Origin of the sequence: Paraburkholderia sabiae, assembly GCF_030412785.1 — a bacterium.
GTDB lineage: Bacteria > Pseudomonadota > Gammaproteobacteria > Burkholderiales > Burkholderiaceae > Paraburkholderia > Paraburkholderia sabiae.
Genome location: NZ_CP125297.1, coordinates 97,448 through 113,731, shown reverse-complemented (window position 1 = coordinate 113,731; position 16,284 = coordinate 97,448). Strand labels below are relative to the sequence as shown.

Here is a 16,284-nt window from a genome sequence, read left to right as displayed (position 1 = left end):
GCGCGTCACCGACGAAGGGGTTGAATTCCTGAGTGCGCTGTCGCCGGAAGCACTTCCGATCATCCGTTAAATCTTGTTTCAACTGAAGCCATGTCAACACCCACACGCATATGGACGCCCGTCGATTTTGATCGCGACGGGAAACAGACGGGTTCGCTCCGGCTGCCGATTTCCAGCGATCTTTCGGCCTACGGCTGGATTCCCATTCCGGTCGTTTGCATCAGGAACGGGAATGGTCCCACCGCCGTGCTTATCGCAGGCACCCATGGCGATGAATACGAAGGGCAGGTTGCACTGCTGGAACTTGCCCGGTCGATCGAGGCATCGACGATCACGGGGCGAATCCTCATCCTTCCTGCGCTCAATTTCCCGGCAGTCGAGGCGGGCCGCCGGGTCTCGCCGATTGATGAAGGCAATCTGAATCGCCTGTATCCGGGAGAGGCACACGGGACGGCCACACAAATGATCGCCCATTACGTGACGACGGTCCTGCTGCCGATGGCGGATCTCGTGGTCGATCTGCATTCGGGTGGCCGTTCACTCGACTACGTTTCCTGCGCGCTGGTTCGCCCTTGCGCCGACAGGCAACTGGACGAGCGGCAAATGGAAATGTTGCGTGTGTTTGGCGCACCGATCGGTTATGTCACTGATGGCAAGGGCGGCGGTGGTAACACCACGCTGCCTGCCGCCGCGGAGCCGCTCGGTGTACCGGTGATCACTGCGGAACTCGGCGGCGGTGCGATGCTGCGCGCCGATGGGAAGGAACTGGCGCGTTTGGCGGTCCTGCGTTTGCTGGACCACATGGGAATTCGCACTGACCGTACGCTTCCGCAACCGGAAGAGACTCGCGTAATGGTGAGTCAGAGTGGTTCACTCTACGCGGAATCCGATGGATTGTTCGAGCCGGCGGCGATGCCGGGCGACGAGGTGACGGCAGGGCAGCATGCCGGTTACCTGCATTCGATCGAGCGTCCGACCGATTCACCGATCAACCTGACCTTTGGTACGTCGGGGCTGGTTGCATGCCGCCGCTTTCCGACACTGACGAAACGGGGCGACTGCCTCTATACGTTCATGCGGGATATCGAGGGGGGAGTTCAAAAATGACGCCGTGCACTGCACATCGCAATCCGTACATGACCGGTATGCGTTGCATTCGATGCAACAGCCTCTTTCCGGTTGATGATTATTTCGAGGGATGTCCAGATTGCCGGTCCGCTGGCTGGCCAGCCAGCGTCGCGCCGGCATACGACGATGCAGTGTTCAACTCCAAGCAATGGGAAAACTGGCTTGCCTATTCAGGCGGGTCGGTCCTCGGTGAGGGAGAAACTCCACTGGTCCGATTGCGTGCGCTCGCGCAGCGTATTGGCGTTGGCAGTTTGTCGGCGAAACACGAGGGCGCTAATCCGACGGGCTCCCACAAGGACCGGATGAGCGCGTTCGTCGTGCATCGCGCGAGGGAAGTCGGTGCGACTACGCTTGCGGCTGCATCAAGCGGCAATGCCGGGGTATCGCTGGCCGCTTATGCTGCGAGTGCCGGTCTGGGATGCGTGATCGTCACGACGCCGGACATGAGCGCGAATTGGCGCCGTGCCGCTGAGATGCACGGAGCGCAAATCATCGCGACCGCGACCAGCGCCGAGCGGTGGCTGCTCGTGTCCGAGAAGGCGCGGTCGGGGGCGTGGTATCCGGTGACGAACTACGTGACCCCTCCGGTCGGAAGTAATCCGTTCGGCGTCGATGGATATCGGGCGATCGCATACGAGCTGTTTGCACAGTCGGGTGCCCATCAGCCGACGGACATTGTCGTGCCAACCTCCCGCGGAGACATCATCTGGGGCATTGCACAGGGCTATGCCGACCTGCGCAGCGCGGGGCTGCTCAAGGTGCTGCCGAAGGTGCATGCGGTGGAGCCTTTCCCTCGCATTACGCGTGTGCTTGCGGGCGCCGACATGCGTGAGACGTTCGCCGGCAGTTCGGCGGTCGTTTCGATCGACGGGGCTACGGTCACATTCCAGGCGGTGGAAGCGTTGCGGATGACGGGCGGCACGGCTGTCGCGGTCGGCGACAAGCAGGTGCAGGCGGACCAGATCGAACTGGCTCGCGCGGGCCTGTACCTCGAACTCTCGAGCGTGGCGGCGCTCAGCGGTCTGAAGCAGTTGCTGCATGCAGGTGCCGTGTCACGCGAAGCGAACGCGGTCATTGTTGTAACCTCCCACGGTTACAAGGAGGACGCACACTACGAGCGCCCGCTTGAGCCGGTCTCGCTTCGATCGATGTAGTCGGCAACCAGGAGACGGAAGCCAAATGCGCGGACGCCCATATCCGGTCTCCTCGGCGATATGGACGTTCTGTTCCCGCAAGCTTCGGCCAAATGCGGGATCATTGCGCGCTTCCTCGGCGCTGAGGGCACCGCTTCGGCGATCCGGGCGCGACCTTCATTCCTGTTTCGCTCGTCGGGCGGAATTTGTATGCCACGCCGGCGCCGTGGGCCGCCAGAAGTGCGGTCACGGGTGCATGACGTGACGCTTGCTAGTCGGGACGTATGCAAACGGGTCGCCGCCTATCTCACTCCGTTTGTCCACGCATACGTGATTGCCCTAGGGCTAACGATATACCAGGTATTCTATACTTCCATGTGTTCGAGTGTTCAAGCAGGGGATTATTATGATTTCAGAGCCGGACTTCGGGGCGTCGGTGATCAAGCAGTGCGAACCAGCCTTTTGCAGCTCCGGGTTGGCGCTGTTGCCGGCAGCCGTTGAACGACAGGGCAGCCGTTTTCCGGGCGGTCGCGTATGGCGTGAAGCGCCCGTTACAGAAACGAAGCGTAACGGTGACGGAACACGGCGGCGGTCGGTGACGTACTCCCGTGTGACGCCTTACCGGGGAAGCGCCGTGGCGGGATCGCCCGGTGTGCCGGTTGTCACGGCGCCCAACGACGGAGTACGGACATGAGTCTTCTTGCGATCGTGCTGGGCATCTTCGAAGGGTTTCGCGTTACTGCGGTTGTAACGGTGCTCGGGCTTCTCTATGCGATCCCGTTTGCCTTCGTATTCGGGATTCTGCAGCACATGACTGATGGCTGGGCACGTCGGCTCGTCACGGCCGTAATCGAGTTCTGGCGCAGTTCGCCAACCATCGTGCTGCTCTACGCCTTCTACTACTCGTTGCCGTCGTTCGGGGTAGATCTGTCGGCCATCACCGTGGGTTCGATGGTGCTGGGTCTGAATATCGGAGGCTACGGGAGCCAGTCGGTTCGGGCGGCGCTGCAGTCTATCGAAAGGGGGCAAACGGAGGCTGGACTTGCGCTTGGACTCAACCGCATAAATGTTTTGTGCTTCGTCGAGTTGCCGCAGGCGATAACGGCCACCGTGCCGAACTTCGTCAGCCTCGCCATCCAGCTCGTGAAGGGGACCGCCCTGGTTTCGTTGATCACATTGACGGATATGACATTCAGGGCCAAGGAGATCGGGCAACTGGCGTACAACCCGATTGGTGTCTATACCGCGCTGGTCGTTGCCTACTGCGTCATTTGCTATCCGATGGCGATTATTGGGCGACGGCTCGAAGCGAGAATCGGAAAGTATCGGGGGACAAAACATGAACTTTGATATGGCGTTCGCGATGAGGATCGTGCCCCAGGTGCTGCACGGCATCGGCACGACGATTCTGGTGGCGATACTGAGTTCTGTCGGCGCGGCGGCAATGGGATTCACCTGGGAGATGCTGCGTCGCTCGGGTAAGCCGATGCGTTACGCGATGGGCGTATTTGTTGACTTGATCCGGTCGACGCCATCGCTGGTCCAGCTCTATTTCGCTTTCTTTGTTTTGCCATTCTACGGAATCGTTTTGCCCGCGATGGTGGTCGGGGTACTCGGACTGAGTTTCTATTTTTCGAGCTATCTCGCTGAAGTTTTCAAATCGGGCATTGATTCGATTCCGCGAGGCCAGTACGAGGCTGCGCAATCGCTGCACCTGAGCAAGCTCGACACGGTGCGTTTTGTTGTCACGCCGCAGATGCTGAGAAACATCGCCGCGCCGATGGGTAGCTACTTCGTGTCGATACTGAAGTCGACCCCGGTCCTGGCCGTCCTTGCGGTGCCGGAAATGCTTGGCAGCGCACTGGACATCGCTTCGGATACCTACCGGTATGCGGAGCCCATGCTGGTGGCCGGTGTGCTGTTTTTGACCCTGGCTCTGGTGGTGACATACCTCGTCAAGCGCCTCGAGGTGAGGCTGATGGCCTCTACGCGGCGGTAATTCTTCCCGGACTGAAGCGATGAACACAATGTTGAAAATGATCAGCGACACCACACCGTCGCCGGCCGTACAGGCCGAGCGGGTTGTCGAAATCGAGCAGCTGTCGAAATGGTACGGAGCATTCCAGGTGTTGAAAGACATCAATTTGTCGATCAGGGACGGCGAGCGGATCGTGATTTGCGGGCCGTCCGGATCGGGCAAGTCGACGCTCATCCGCTGTATCAATCATCTGGAGGCATATCAGAAAGGTCGCGTGATCGTCAGCGGTGAGCAAATAGCGGCTGGCCGGAAGAGCCTGCCTTCGCTGCGACGTGAGGTTGGCATGGTCTTCCAGCAATTCAATCTCTTTCCACACCTGAGCGTGCTGCAAAACTGCATCCTTGCTCCGGTTCGTGCAAAGAAGATGAGCAAAGCCCAGGCGACAGAACTCGCGATGATGAATCTGGAGAAGGTCAGGATTGGCGAACAGGCGGGAAAGTATCCTGCACAACTTTCCGGCGGGCAGCAGCAGCGCGTTGCGATCGCACGGGCGCTTTGCATGACGCCGAAAGTCATGCTTTTCGACGAGCCGACTTCTGCGCTTGATCCTGAAATGGTCAACGAGGTGCTTGACGTGATGACAGGGCTCGCAGTTGAAGGTATGACGATGGTGTGCGTCACTCATGAAATGAACTTTGCACGCAGGGTGGCCGACCGGGTCATCTTTATGGACAAAGGTGAAATCGTGGAAGAGGCGCCGCCCGACCGTTTCTTCGGTGCACCGAAAACAGAACGCGCACGTCGCTTCCTGGAGCAGATACTGCACTGATTCTTCGTTTGCGGTCCAACCGTTCACGCGCAAACCAGAGCACGGAGAGGGTGGCGATGTGTGACGCTGCCAAATTCCAGGTGCGCTGCACCCGACATATGTATTGCGGCTGCAGTGGGTCACGGTGTGCAGCATCATGGTGACCACTCAAGCGGAAGGAGGCGCTCGGCAGAATCGCGGATATTGGCGCTCGGCGGTTTGGGAGCTTTGTTTCGGACGTCATAGTATGGGAATCTCATGCGAGGCCTCGAACCCAGAATTTATACCCTATCTGAACTGAAAACTAGCCGCAAAAGAGACGCACATTTTGTGAAGAGATAGCTAAGCTCTTCCCATGTCGTCGAACTCGACAGTCCGACCCGCACGAGTCTCGAAGCTCACAAATCTCACTGTTCTGCCTGGAGTCGCCATGACCGATTTATCGAGCGGTGCCAAACCCGTTCTTGCCCTTACCCAGACCCGCATCGACAGCGACCCGCAGGAGACTGCCGAGTGGCTCACCGCACTTGACGGCGTCGTCGAGCATGTCGGGCTCGAGCGCGCCCAGTATGTTTTCGACCGCCTGGCCGCCCATGCATTGTCGAGCGGCATCGCAACGGCGCGAGCGAATGTCACGCCCTATACGAACACCATTCCGGTCGACCAGCAGCCGCCATTTCCAGGTGACGTTGACGCCGAAGAGCGACTTGCCGCCGCGTTGCGCTGGAATGCGCTCGCGATGGTGGTGCGGGCGAACCGGGCCTATGGCGAACTCGGGGGGCATATTGCGAGCTACGCATCGGCGGCGGATCTTTTCGAAGCCGGATTCAACCACTTCTTTCGCGGTGCGAACGATACAAATGGCGGTGACCTCGTCTATTTTCAGCCCCACTCGTCACCGGGCGTGTATGCGCGCGCATTCCTCGAAGGTTTCCTGAGCGAGCAGCATCTGGAGCACTACCGTCGTGAGATCGCGGGTCCGGGCTTGTGTTCGTATCCGCATCCGTGGCTGATGCCTGACTTCTGGCAGTTTCCAACGGGATCGATGGGCATCGGCCCAATCAACTCGATCTACCAGGCGCGCTTCATGCGCTACCTGCAGAACCGTGGGTTGCTCAGGACGGAAGGCCGGAAGGTCTGGGGATTCTTCGGTGACGGCGAGATGGACGAGCCCGAGTCGATTGGTGCATTGTCGCTCGCCGCCCGCGAGGGGCTCGACAATCTCGTTTTCGTGATCAACTGCAATCTGCAGCGGCTCGATGGCCCTGTGCGAAGTAACGGCCGAATCATTGACGAGCTTGAGGCGCAATTCACGGGCGCAGGCTGGAACGTCATCAAGGTCGTGTGGGGCTCCGATTGGGATGCCCTTTTCGCACGCGATCGCACCGGCGCGTTGTTGCGCGCATTTGCACACACTGTTGATGGACAGTTTCAGACTTTCTCGGCCAACGATGGCGCCTACAACCGCGAGCGCTTCTTCGGACAGAACGAGGAACTGGCTGCGCTTGCCGCGCATCTGAGCAACGACGACATCGACCGTCTGCGCCGGGGTGGCCATGACGTACGCAAGCTGTATGCGGCGTACGACAAGGCATTGAAGCATGGCGGTCAGCCCACGGTCATTCTCGCGAAGACAATGAAGGGCTTTGGCATGGGCTCGATCGGCCAGGGCCGGATGACCACGCATCAGCAGAAGAAGCTCGACGTCGAGCAACTGAAGGCATTCCGCGACAGGTTCCGTTTGCCCCTTTCCGACGAGGACGTCGAGCAGCTGCGGTTCTACAGGCCGGCGGAGAGCAGTCCGGAAATGCGGTACCTGCATGCCCGGCGCGAAGCGCTCGGCGGCTATCTGCCGCGCAGAAGGACGGTCGCGTCGCAGACGCTGCCCGTGCCGGCAATGTCGGCGTGGGGGCAATTCGCGCTGGAAGCCAGCGGCAAGGAGATGTCGACCACGATGGCGTTCGTGCGGATGCTCGGGAGCCTTCTGAAAGACGCGTCGCTCGGCCCTCGCGTTGTTCCCGTGGTCGCCGATGAGGCACGCACGTTCGGTATGGCGAACTTGTTCCGGCAGGTTGGGATCTATTCACCGCTCGGGCAGCTGTACGAGCCCGAAGACATGGGCTCGATGCTGTACTACCGGGAAGACACTGGCGGACAGATACTCGAAGAGGGCATTTCGGAGGCCGGCGCTGTGTCCTCGTGGGTTGCGGCGGCAACTTCGTATAGCGTGCACGATCTGCCGATGCTGCCGTTTTACATCTACTACTCGATGTTCGGTTTCCAGCGCATCGGCGATCTCATCTGGGCTGCGGCCGACCAGCGTGCGCGCGGCTTCTTGATCGGTGCGACGGCGGGCAAGACGACCCTCGGTGGCGAGGGTTTGCAGCATCAGGATGGCACGAGCCATCTGGCGGCTTCGACGGTACCGAACTGCCGTGCGTATGATCCGGCATTCGCGTACGAGGTGGCCATGATCGTCGACGAGGGTATGCGCGAGATGATCGAACGTCAGCGCGATGTCTTCTATTACCTGACGGTGACGAACGAGAACTACGCACAGCCTTCGCTTCCGGTTGCACCCATCGAGAGTGTGCGTGAAGGTGTGCTCAAGGGTATGTATTCGCTTGACGCGACATCGCTCGATCGGGCACAGGTCCAGTTGTTCGGTTCGGGGGCGATACTGGGCGAAGTGCAGGCGGCCGCGCGCCTGCTGAAGGAAGACTGGAACATTGACGCTTCAGTGTGGAGCGTCACCAGCTTCACCGAGCTGCACCGGGACGGTGTCGCGTCGGAACGCACCGATCGTTTGTTCGAAGCGGATCGTGGTCCCGTTCCGTATGTGACGTCTGCGTTGTCTCCCACTCGCGGGCCTGTGGTCGCTGCCACAGACTATGTGCGTGCCGTTCCCGAACTCATTCGTGCCTATGTGCCGCGTCGCTATGTGACGCTTGGCACCGATGGCTTCGGACGCAGTGACACCCGCGCGGCATTGCGAGCCTTCTTCGAAGTCGACCGGCATTCGATCGCGATTGCTGCATTGAAAGCGCTCGCGGACGACGGTGCAGTGGCGGTCGAGGTCGTCAGGCGAGCCGTTGATCGCTATGGCAAGCATGACGCGAACCGGGCCGCGCCGTGGCAACGGTGACGGGCAGGCACTCCCGGGAGCTAACAATGAAGATTGCGGGTGCTGAGATCCAACAGGTTGCGAAAGCCGGCTCTGAGGCTTCGGGCAAGAACGGCCATGCATCGGGAGCGCAGATTGTCCTGTCCGTCCTGCGCGGGGAGGGCGTGGATACGGTTTGGGGATACCCAGGTGGCGCCGTCCTGCCGCTTTACGACGCGCTCCAGGAATCCGTCGATATCACCCATTTGCTGGTTCGCCATGAACAGGCCGCCGTGCACGCGGCGGATGGTTTCGCTCGCGCAACGGGAAAGGTCGGCGTAGCGCTGGTGACATCGGGGCCGGGTGTGACGAACGCGGTGACGGGCATTGCGACCGCCTATTTCGATTCCATCCCGATGGTGGTGATCTCCGGCAACGTGCCGACACAGTCCATCGGAACCGATGCCTTCCAGGAGTGCGACGCTGTCGGAATTACCCGGTCGATCGTTAAGCATAACTTTCTGGTTCTGGACATCTCGCAACTGGCGAAGACGCTGAAAAGCGCGTTTCATATCGCCCGCACCGGGCGCCCGGGACCTGTACTGGTGGATATTCCCAAAGACGTGCTTCAGGCGAAGACGCCCTTGCGCATACCTGACTCCGTTACGCTGCGATCCTATCGTCCGCGCACGGATCCTCATACGGGACAGGTGCGGCGGGCCGCCGAGGCGCTTGCGCGCTCGGAACGGCCGTGCATTCTCGTTGGTGGCGGAGCGGTCGCATCGGCTGCAAGCGAAGAGATTGCGGAGCTCGCGCGGCGACTCGATGCCCCGGTGACGAACACGTTGATGGCGCTCGGCGCCTTTCCCGCCTCAGACCGACGGTGCCTGGGAATGCCAGGATTGCATGGAACGTACGAAGCCAACATGGCGATGCAGCATTGCGACGTACTGATTGCGCTCGGTGCGAGATTCGATGATCGGGTCATCGGGAACACACGAGAGTTCCAGTCAGATCGAAGGACGATTATTCATGTTGATATCGACCCCGCGACAATCGACAAGCGGGTGCAGGTTGACATTCCGATCGTGGGAGACGTCAAGACCGCGGCGCGCGCGATACTGGAGCAGCTCCGGGCGCAGCGTATCAACGATGGGAATCGCAACGGCTGGTGGAAAGAGATAGAGAACTGGCGTGAGAAGCGCTGCCTCGCGTATGAACCGGACGCTGATGTGATCAAGCCACAGTTCGTCATTCAACGGCTTTGGGAAGTCACCGGTGGCGATGCCTATATCTGTTCTGACGTCGGACAGCACCAGATGTGGGCTGCGCAGCTGTATGGATTCGACAAGCCTCGTCGATGGATCAACTCGGGCGGCCTCGGGACGATGGGTGTCGGACTGCCCTATGCAATGGGCGTCAAACGCGCACTTCCTGACGCGGATGTGGTCGCAGTGACCGGGGACGGCTCGATCCAGATGTGCATCCAGGAGCTGTCGACCTGCAGGCAGTACGACCTCGGCGTGAAAATTGTCTCCCTTAACAACGGCTACCTCGGCATGGTAAGGCAGCTGCAGCACGTGAACTATCGCGACCGTTACTCCCACTCGTACATGGACGCGTTGCCTGACTTTGTCGCGCTCGCCCGCGCTTACGGGCACGTCGGCTTTCGCATTGAGCGACCGTGCGATGTCGAGCCGGTCCTTCGCGAAGCACTTTCCATGAAGCACCGTACCGTATTCATGGACTTTGCCATCGATCCGTCCGAGAACGTCTGGCCTATGGTTCGAGCGGGCGCGGGACTGACGGACATGCTGATGAATTCGTGCGATGTCGACCGCTAGTTCAACAAGGCCAGAATTTCTGGCACCGCGGTGCCTGCTGCCTGTTCCGGCCTTGAGGCATTCATGAGACACACGACGAATCGATCGCTGCTCTCGCTTTGGAACGCGATTGGGAGATTACAGAAGTGCATGTAACAGAGATCAAGGTGCCTGACATCGGCGACTACAAGGGCGTCCCCGTCATCGAGGTGCTGGTTGCGCCGGGTGATGTAGTACGGGAAGAGCAATCGCTGGTTACGCTGGAGTCGGACAAGGCCACCATGGATGTGCCGAGTCCTTTTGGCGGCGTCGTTCGTGAAATCAAGCTCAGGGTTGGAGATGCCGTGTCGGAAGGCTCGGTCATCCTGCTCATGGAGCCGCACGGCGCGGCGGCCGAGGTGGTGACCAGTGAGGCGGCCTCCCGGGCGAACACCGGGCTCCATGGCCGTCCACAGATTGTTAATGAACTGCCTGAACCGGCAGGCCGTCCTTCCACGCCTGGGCCAGCGGCTGTAATCGCGGAGAAGGACGCTGGGCCGAGCGGATCAAGCCATGCTTCGCCGTCGGTGCGCAAGCTGGCGCGGGATCTTGGCGTGGACGTTGCCCGCGTCACGGGTACGGGTCCGAAGGGCCGTATCACCCAGGACGACGTCACCGCGTTCGTGAAAGGCGTGATGACGGACCAGCTCGCCGCGCCGGCTGCGGGCGGCTCGGGCCTGAACCTGCTGCCCTGGCCGAAGGTCGATTTCACGAAGTTCGGCCCGATCGATACGCAGCCGCTCTCGCGCATCAAGAAGATATCCGGCGCGAATCTGCACCGCAACTGGGTCATGATTCCGCACGTTACGAACAACGACGAAGCGGATATCACGGATCTCGAAGCGCTGCGCGTGCAGCTCAACAAGGAAAACGAGAAGTCCGGCGTGAAGTTCACGATGCTCGCGTTCGTGATCAAGGCGGTGATCTCGGCCCTGAAGAAATTCCCGACCTTTAATGCGAGCCTCGACGGCGATAACCTCGTCTTCAAGCAGTACTACCACATCGGTTTTGCCGCGGACACGCCGAACGGCCTCGTGGTTCCGGTGATTCGCGACTCGGACAAGAAGGGTCTCGTCGACATTGCCAGGGAAATGGCCGAGCTCTCCAAGCTTGCGCGCGAAGGCAAGCTCAAGCCGGACCAGATGCAAGGCGGCTGCTTCTCGATCTCGTCGCTCGGCGGCATCGGCGGCACGCATTTCACGCCGATCATCAATGCGCCGGAAGTCGCGATCCTCGGCCTGTCGAAGAGCGCGATGAAGCCGGTGTGGGACGGCAAGCAGTTTGTGCCTCGCCTCATCCTGCCCCTGTCGCTCTCATGGGATCACCGCGTCATTGATGGCGCAGAAGCCGGCCGCTTCAATGCGTATCTCGCCACGATTCTGACCGACTATCGACGGGTATCGCTTTGACCCGCGACACGCCCCGGTACAACCGCAGGGAAGAAACTAATAAATGACGCTTATCAAAGCAAAAGTGCCAGACATCGGCGACTTCAGGGACATTGAGGTCATCGAAGTCAACATCAAGGCGGGTGACGTCATCGAGAAGGAGCAGACGCTGCTCTCGCTCGAGTCCGACAAGGCTACGATGGAAGTGCCCAGCGACGTCGCGGGCACCGTCAAGGAAGTGAAGATCAAGGCCGGCGACAAGGCTTCGCAGGGCACGGTGATCGCCCTGGTCGAAGCGTCCGGGGGGGCAACTGCGGGCGCAGCGGCGCCGGCTCCGAAGGCTGAAGCGCCCAAGGCTGAAGCGCCGAAGGCAGCAGCGCCGGCGCCGCAAGCCGGCAGCTGCAGCGGCAGCGCCGACGTCGAATGCGACATGCTCGTGCTCGGCGCGGGCCCCGGCGGCTACTCGGCGGCGTTCCGCTCCGCCGATCTCGGCATGAAGACCGTGCTGGTCGAGCGTTATTCGACGCTCGGCGGCGTGTGCCTGAATGTTGGCTGCATTCCGTCAAAGGCGCTGCTGCACACGGCGCTCGTGATCGACGAAGCCGAAGCGCTCGGCTCGCACGGCATCACGTTCGGCAAGCCGCAGATCGATCTCGACAAGTTGCGCGACTTCAAGTCGGGCGTCGTCAAGAAGCTCACGGGCGGCCTGGCCGGCATGGCGAAGGCGCGCAAGGTCGAAGTCGTGACGGGCGTGGGCACGTTCCTCGATCCGAACCATATGGAAGTGGCGGGCGAGAACGGCAAGAAGATCGTCAGGTTCAAGCAGGCGATCATCGCTTCGGGCTCGCAGGCCGTGAAGCTGCCGTTCATGCCGGAAGATCCGCGCGTGGTCGATTCGACCGGCGCGCTGGAACTGCGCCAGATTCCGCAGAAGATGCTCGTCATCGGCGGCGGCATTATCGGTCTGGAAATGGCCACCGTCTACGCGACGCTCGGCGCGCAGATCGACGTCGTGGAAATGCTCGACGGCCTGATGGCCGGCGCGGACCGCGACCTCGTGAAGGTCTGGGAGAAGTACAACGCGAAGCGCTTCGCGAACGTCATGCTCAAGACCAAAACCACGAAGGCCGACGCGAAGGACGACGGCATCTACGTGTCGTTCGAAGGCGAGAAGGCACCGGCCGAGCCGCAGCGCTACGATCTCGTGCTGGTCGCCGTGGGCCGCTCGCCCAACGGCAAGACGATCGGCGCGGACAAGGCCGGTGTGGTGGTGACGGATCGCGGCTTCATCGAAGTCGACAAGCAGATGCGCACCAATGTGCCGCACATCTTCGCGATCGCCGACGTGGTTGGCCAGCCGATGCTCGCGCACAAGGCCGTGCATGAAGGTCACGTGGCGGCGGAAGCGGCGCACGGCGAGAAGGCGTACTTCGACGCATTGCAGATTCCGTCGGTGGCCTACACCGATCCGGAAGTGGCGTGGGCCGGCAAGACCGAAGACCAGTGCAAGGCCGAAGGCATCAAGTACGGCAAGGCGGTGTTCCCATGGGCCGCTTCGGGCCGCGCAATCGCCAACGGCCGCGACGAGGGCTTCACGAAGCTGATCTTCGACGAAGAGACGCATCGCGTGATCGGCGGCGGCATCGTCGGCCTGAACGCGGGCGACCTCATCAGCGAAGTCTGCCTCGCGGTGGAAATGGGCGCGGATGCGACCGACATCGGCAAGACGATCCACCCGCACCCGACGCTGGGCGAGTCGATCGGCATGGCCGCCGAGCTGTACGAAGGTGTCTGTACCGATCTGCCGACGACGCGCGTCAAGACAAGCTTGTAGTGAACGGTGTGAAATGGAAAGGGTTGTGAAATGAAAAATTCCGAATCAACGATTTCAGAATACGTCGATAGCTACTATTCGCGCACCCTCCGCAGTGACAAGGCGAGAACTCCTGTAGACAGCGACATTACTGTCGACGTTTGTATAGTGGGTGCTGGAATGGCAGGAATTACCGCAGCGCTGGAATTGCTGCGTCGGGGTCGCAGTGTTGTCCTGCTCGAGTCCAATCGTGTCGCGTGGGGCGCCTCCGGACGCAACGGTGGTGTCGTGAGCCCGGGTTATTCGACAGGCGTTGACAACATCGCGCGATACGTGGGAATGCAGAAGGCAACAGACCTTTATCGGATGTCGATTGAAGGCGTTGACATCGTTGCAGAGAACATCCGACAGCTCGGAATCGAAGAGGCCGAGCCAATTCACGGCATTATGAAACTGTTGCGCCATGACAATGACGAAGAGCTTACCGCCCGTCAACGCTGGCTGGTGCGCGAGTTTGGTTACAAAGTCAACGTTCTTTCGACTTCGGATGTGAGGCAGCTTGTTGTTTCGAATAAGTATCGACAGGGCATCCTCGATGAAAACGCCTTCCATTTCCATCCTTTGAACTATGCTCGCGGGCTCGTCAACGAGGTCGAGCGCCTGGGAGGGCGTGTATTCGAGGGAGCGGAGGTTACGTCGATCAAAGATCACGGCGCCAGCAAGCGCATTTTGACCAAGGGTGGTACGGTGACAGCGCGAGATGTGCTGCTCACCTGTGGCGGCTACACGGGGAGATTAATACCAAGGCTTGCGCGCAGTTATTTGCCGATCTCCACTTACATGATGCTCACGGAGCAGGCTGGAAGTGTGATTGCGTCGGCGATTCGCACCAGAGCCGCGGTTAGCGATAGTCGCCGCGCAAGCGACTATTACCGCCTCGTCGACGGCGGCGAACGCGTGCTCTGGGGCGGCCTTATCACGACACGGCGCTCAGATCCGCGTCGTCTCGCCGACACACTTCGTAATCGGATGGTCGATGTATACCCTCAGTTGAAAGGTCTCGACGTTCAAATTGCGTGGTCTGGAAAGATGGCTTACGCGCGACACCTCATGCCATTGATCGGCCGTCTCGATCCGGGCCTCTGGTATTGCATGGGGTTTGGCGGCCATGGCATGAATACGACAGCTGTCGGGGGCCGGGTAATAGCCGAGGGAATTACAGAGGAATCCGGTCGATACAAAATGTTCTCGGAACTCGGACTACCCTGGAACGGGGGCTATGCCGGACTTGCTGTCGCCCAGCTTACGTATTGGAGCTACCAGGTGATGGACTTTATGCGCGAGCGGGGGGGCGTAGGTGGGAACCGGGGGCAGCATTCTCGGCGGTCGACGGTCTGCTGAACAAGAAATTAGGATGGCGAATCGTTAATCGTTCGGTCGATGATGTTGGGTTGCCCGAGTTCGTGGACTTTATGCGGTCCGCTGGGAGTCTATTCCCTGCGCCGACGCTTCTGGTTGGATCGACTCTCTGAAAATTCGGGAGTCGATTCCTGGCTCAAGATTCGATTGCGCCAGACTGGTGACGCGTGAAAGCGATCTCAATTCGAGACCGAAAAAATCTGGAGATATAGACGCTCCCACAGTCTGTGTTAACCTTGGCATTTCTGACTGGCCAACTGGCCGGTGAAGATCTTGTCATTTTCACGGTACGTTCGACCGCTATCTAGATGCAACAGATACCCAAAAGTACATCGGTAGCGATCATTGGCGGCGGAATTATCGGCATCAGCGCCGCACTGGCTTTAGCGCGCAGAGGCGTCGACGTGGTCGTATTTGAGAAGGGCGTTGTAGCTGGGGAACAGTCCTCTCGTAACTGGGGTTGGATCCGGAGTGTTGGGCGAAATCCTGCAGAACTGCCGCTCTCCGCGATGGCGAATGACATGTGGCAAGACATCCAGTCGGGTGTCGACGTCGGCTATCGCCGAACAGGCCTAGCTTATTTGGCCGCCTCGGAAAGCGCACTGGCTGCGCATCAAGCATGGCTCGATATCGCCAGGGAGTCTGGAGCGAATGCGCGGATCCTGTCAAAGGGCGAATCGGCCAGGTTGATACCCTCGTCGCGACGCACTTGGGCCGGCGCCCTCTACAGCTCGACGGATGGTGTGGCGGAGCCAACGTTGGCGACTCAAGGCATCGCCGCGCTTGCAGTGAGTTTAGGAGCAAAGATACTCGAGGGATGCGCGGCGCGCGGATTGGACGTATCGGCCGGACGCGTGTCGGGAGTGGTGACTGAGCATGGGCTCGTGAAGTGCTCAAGTGTAGTGCTCGCTGGCGGCGCTTGGTCCCGTCTCCTTTGCGGCAACCACGGAATCGAATTTCCACAGTTAAAAGTGCATGCATCGGGTTTGCAAACCACGCCCGTGAACGCTGGACTTGATCTCGCCATCAATGGGGGAGACTTCACAGTTCGGAAGAGATCCGATGGAGGCTACACCGTCAGCAAGCTCGGCGCATCGGTTGCAGAGCTAACGCCCGACAGCATCCGGCTCAGCACAAAGTTTATGGGTGCGTGGGTGAAAGAGCGGAAGTACCTCAGACTGAGGATCGGGCGCAGATTTTTTGACGAGCTAAAGACGCCGCGTCGGTTTGGCCTGGACCGACCGACACCCTTCGAGGCATGCCGAACGCTTGATCCAGAGCCCAATGTTCGCATGCTGGACGAGGCACTCAAACAGCTCAAAAGTGCGTTTGCAGGATTTTCTGATGCATTACCAGTTCGAGCTTGGGCAGGAATGATTGACGTAACGCCCGATGCGTTGCCTGTCATCTCAGAAGTAAGTGAGATTCCCGGGTTCTTCCTCGGTTCGGGGTTCTCCGGGCATGGATTCGGGATCGGACCTGCTGCTGGTTCTGTGCTCGCGAATCTCGTTACAGGTGACAGGCCGGTTGTAGAAGTGAGAGACTTTTCGCTGACGAGATTCTCTTCCTAGGATGATAAGGCGGAAGGGCATCATCATTTGACAAACTGGGGAATATCTGGCGCTCTGAATCATTCCGTGCGTGAGCAGGCA

Annotated in this window: 11 protein-coding genes; all 11 read left to right on the top strand. The window is 60.1% G+C overall.

The features are described from left to right. Positions 1 to 90 precede the first annotated feature (90 nt). The 11 genes from QEN71_RS40250 to QEN71_RS40200 all read left to right on the top strand — a co-directional run bounded on the left by QEN71_RS40250 (position 91) and on the right by QEN71_RS40200 (position 16,203). Complete coding sequence (locus tag QEN71_RS40250) at positions 91 to 1,107, top strand: succinylglutamate desuccinylase/aspartoacylase family protein (RefSeq protein WP_201662780.1); 1,017 nt, start codon at positions 91 to 93, stop codon at positions 1,105 to 1,107. Further along, positions 1,104 to 2,282: a threonine synthase gene (locus QEN71_RS40245; RefSeq protein ID WP_201662783.1), complete on the top strand. Its 1,179-nt coding sequence runs from the start codon at positions 1,104 to 1,106 to the stop codon at positions 2,280 to 2,282. Before QEN71_RS40250 ends, QEN71_RS40245 begins: the two co-directional genes overlap by 4 nt. A 669-nt stretch (positions 2,283 to 2,951) precedes the next feature. Beyond that, a complete protein-coding gene (locus QEN71_RS40240; protein WP_201662787.1) occupies positions 2,952 to 3,611 on the top strand; it encodes an amino acid ABC transporter permease in 660 nt (219 codons plus the stop codon). After that, positions 3,601 to 4,260 carry an ectoine/hydroxyectoine ABC transporter permease subunit EhuD gene (gene ehuD, locus QEN71_RS40235; protein WP_201662790.1) on the top strand — a complete coding sequence of 220 codons (660 nt, stop codon included), beginning with the start codon at positions 3,601 to 3,603 and terminating at the stop codon, positions 4,258 to 4,260. Before QEN71_RS40240 ends, ehuD begins: the two co-directional genes overlap by 11 nt. 19 nt (positions 4,261 to 4,279) lie before the next feature. Then, positions 4,280 to 5,068 (top strand): amino acid ABC transporter ATP-binding protein, encoded by a 789-nt coding sequence (locus tag QEN71_RS40230; RefSeq protein ID WP_407675476.1) that lies wholly within the window; start codon positions 4,280 to 4,282, stop codon positions 5,066 to 5,068. A 409-nt stretch (positions 5,069 to 5,477) separates the two neighbouring features. Then, positions 5,478 to 8,192, top strand: a complete 2,715-nt coding sequence (mdeB, locus tag QEN71_RS40225; RefSeq protein ID WP_201661856.1) for an alpha-ketoglutarate dehydrogenase — start codon at positions 5,478 to 5,480, stop codon at positions 8,190 to 8,192. A gap of 26 nt (positions 8,193 to 8,218) precedes the next feature. Then, positions 8,219 to 9,994 (top strand): biosynthetic-type acetolactate synthase large subunit, encoded by a 1,776-nt coding sequence (gene ilvB / locus QEN71_RS40220; RefSeq protein ID WP_233472170.1) that lies wholly within the window; start codon positions 8,219 to 8,221, stop codon positions 9,992 to 9,994. Positions 9,995 to 10,119: 125 nt separating this feature from the next. After that, a complete protein-coding gene (aceF, locus tag QEN71_RS40215; protein ID WP_201661854.1) occupies positions 10,120 to 11,421 on the top strand; it encodes a dihydrolipoyllysine-residue acetyltransferase in 1,302 nt (433 codons plus the stop codon). A 43-nt stretch (positions 11,422 to 11,464) separates the two neighbouring features. Then, complete coding sequence (lpdA, locus tag QEN71_RS40210) at positions 11,465 to 13,234, top strand: dihydrolipoyl dehydrogenase (protein WP_201661852.1); 1,770 nt, start codon at positions 11,465 to 11,467, stop codon at positions 13,232 to 13,234. Positions 13,235 to 13,264: 30 nt separating this feature from the next. After that, positions 13,265 to 14,614, top strand: a complete 1,350-nt coding sequence (locus QEN71_RS40205; protein WP_201661850.1) for an NAD(P)/FAD-dependent oxidoreductase — start codon at positions 13,265 to 13,267, stop codon at positions 14,612 to 14,614. Between the two features lie 326 nt (positions 14,615 to 14,940). Then, positions 14,941 to 16,203, top strand: coding sequence for an NAD(P)/FAD-dependent oxidoreductase (locus tag QEN71_RS40200; RefSeq protein WP_201661848.1), 1,263 nt, complete (start codon positions 14,941 to 14,943; stop codon positions 16,201 to 16,203). Positions 16,204 to 16,284 lie beyond the last annotated feature (81 nt).

Coding starts and splice junctions, on each gene's coding strand:
- lpdA (WP_201661852.1), top strand. CDS start 11,465: ATGACGCTTATCAAAGCAAAAGTGCCAGACATCGGCGACTTCAGGGAC.
- QEN71_RS40250 (WP_201662780.1), top strand. CDS start 91: ATGTCAACACCCACACGCATATGGACGCCCGTCGATTTTGATCGCGAC.
- mdeB (WP_201661856.1), top strand. CDS start 5,478: ATGACCGATTTATCGAGCGGTGCCAAACCCGTTCTTGCCCTTACCCAG.
- QEN71_RS40245 (WP_201662783.1), top strand. CDS start 1,104: ATGACGCCGTGCACTGCACATCGCAATCCGTACATGACCGGTATGCGT.
- QEN71_RS40200 (WP_201661848.1), top strand. CDS start 14,941: ATGCAACAGATACCCAAAAGTACATCGGTAGCGATCATTGGCGGCGGA.
- QEN71_RS40230 (WP_407675476.1), top strand. CDS start 4,280: ATGAACACAATGTTGAAAATGATCAGCGACACCACACCGTCGCCGGCC.
- QEN71_RS40240 (WP_201662787.1), top strand. CDS start 2,952: ATGAGTCTTCTTGCGATCGTGCTGGGCATCTTCGAAGGGTTTCGCGTT.
- ehuD (WP_201662790.1), top strand. CDS start 3,601: ATGAACTTTGATATGGCGTTCGCGATGAGGATCGTGCCCCAGGTGCTG.
- QEN71_RS40205 (WP_201661850.1), top strand. CDS start 13,265: ATGAAAAATTCCGAATCAACGATTTCAGAATACGTCGATAGCTACTAT.
- ilvB (WP_233472170.1), top strand. CDS start 8,219: ATGAAGATTGCGGGTGCTGAGATCCAACAGGTTGCGAAAGCCGGCTCT.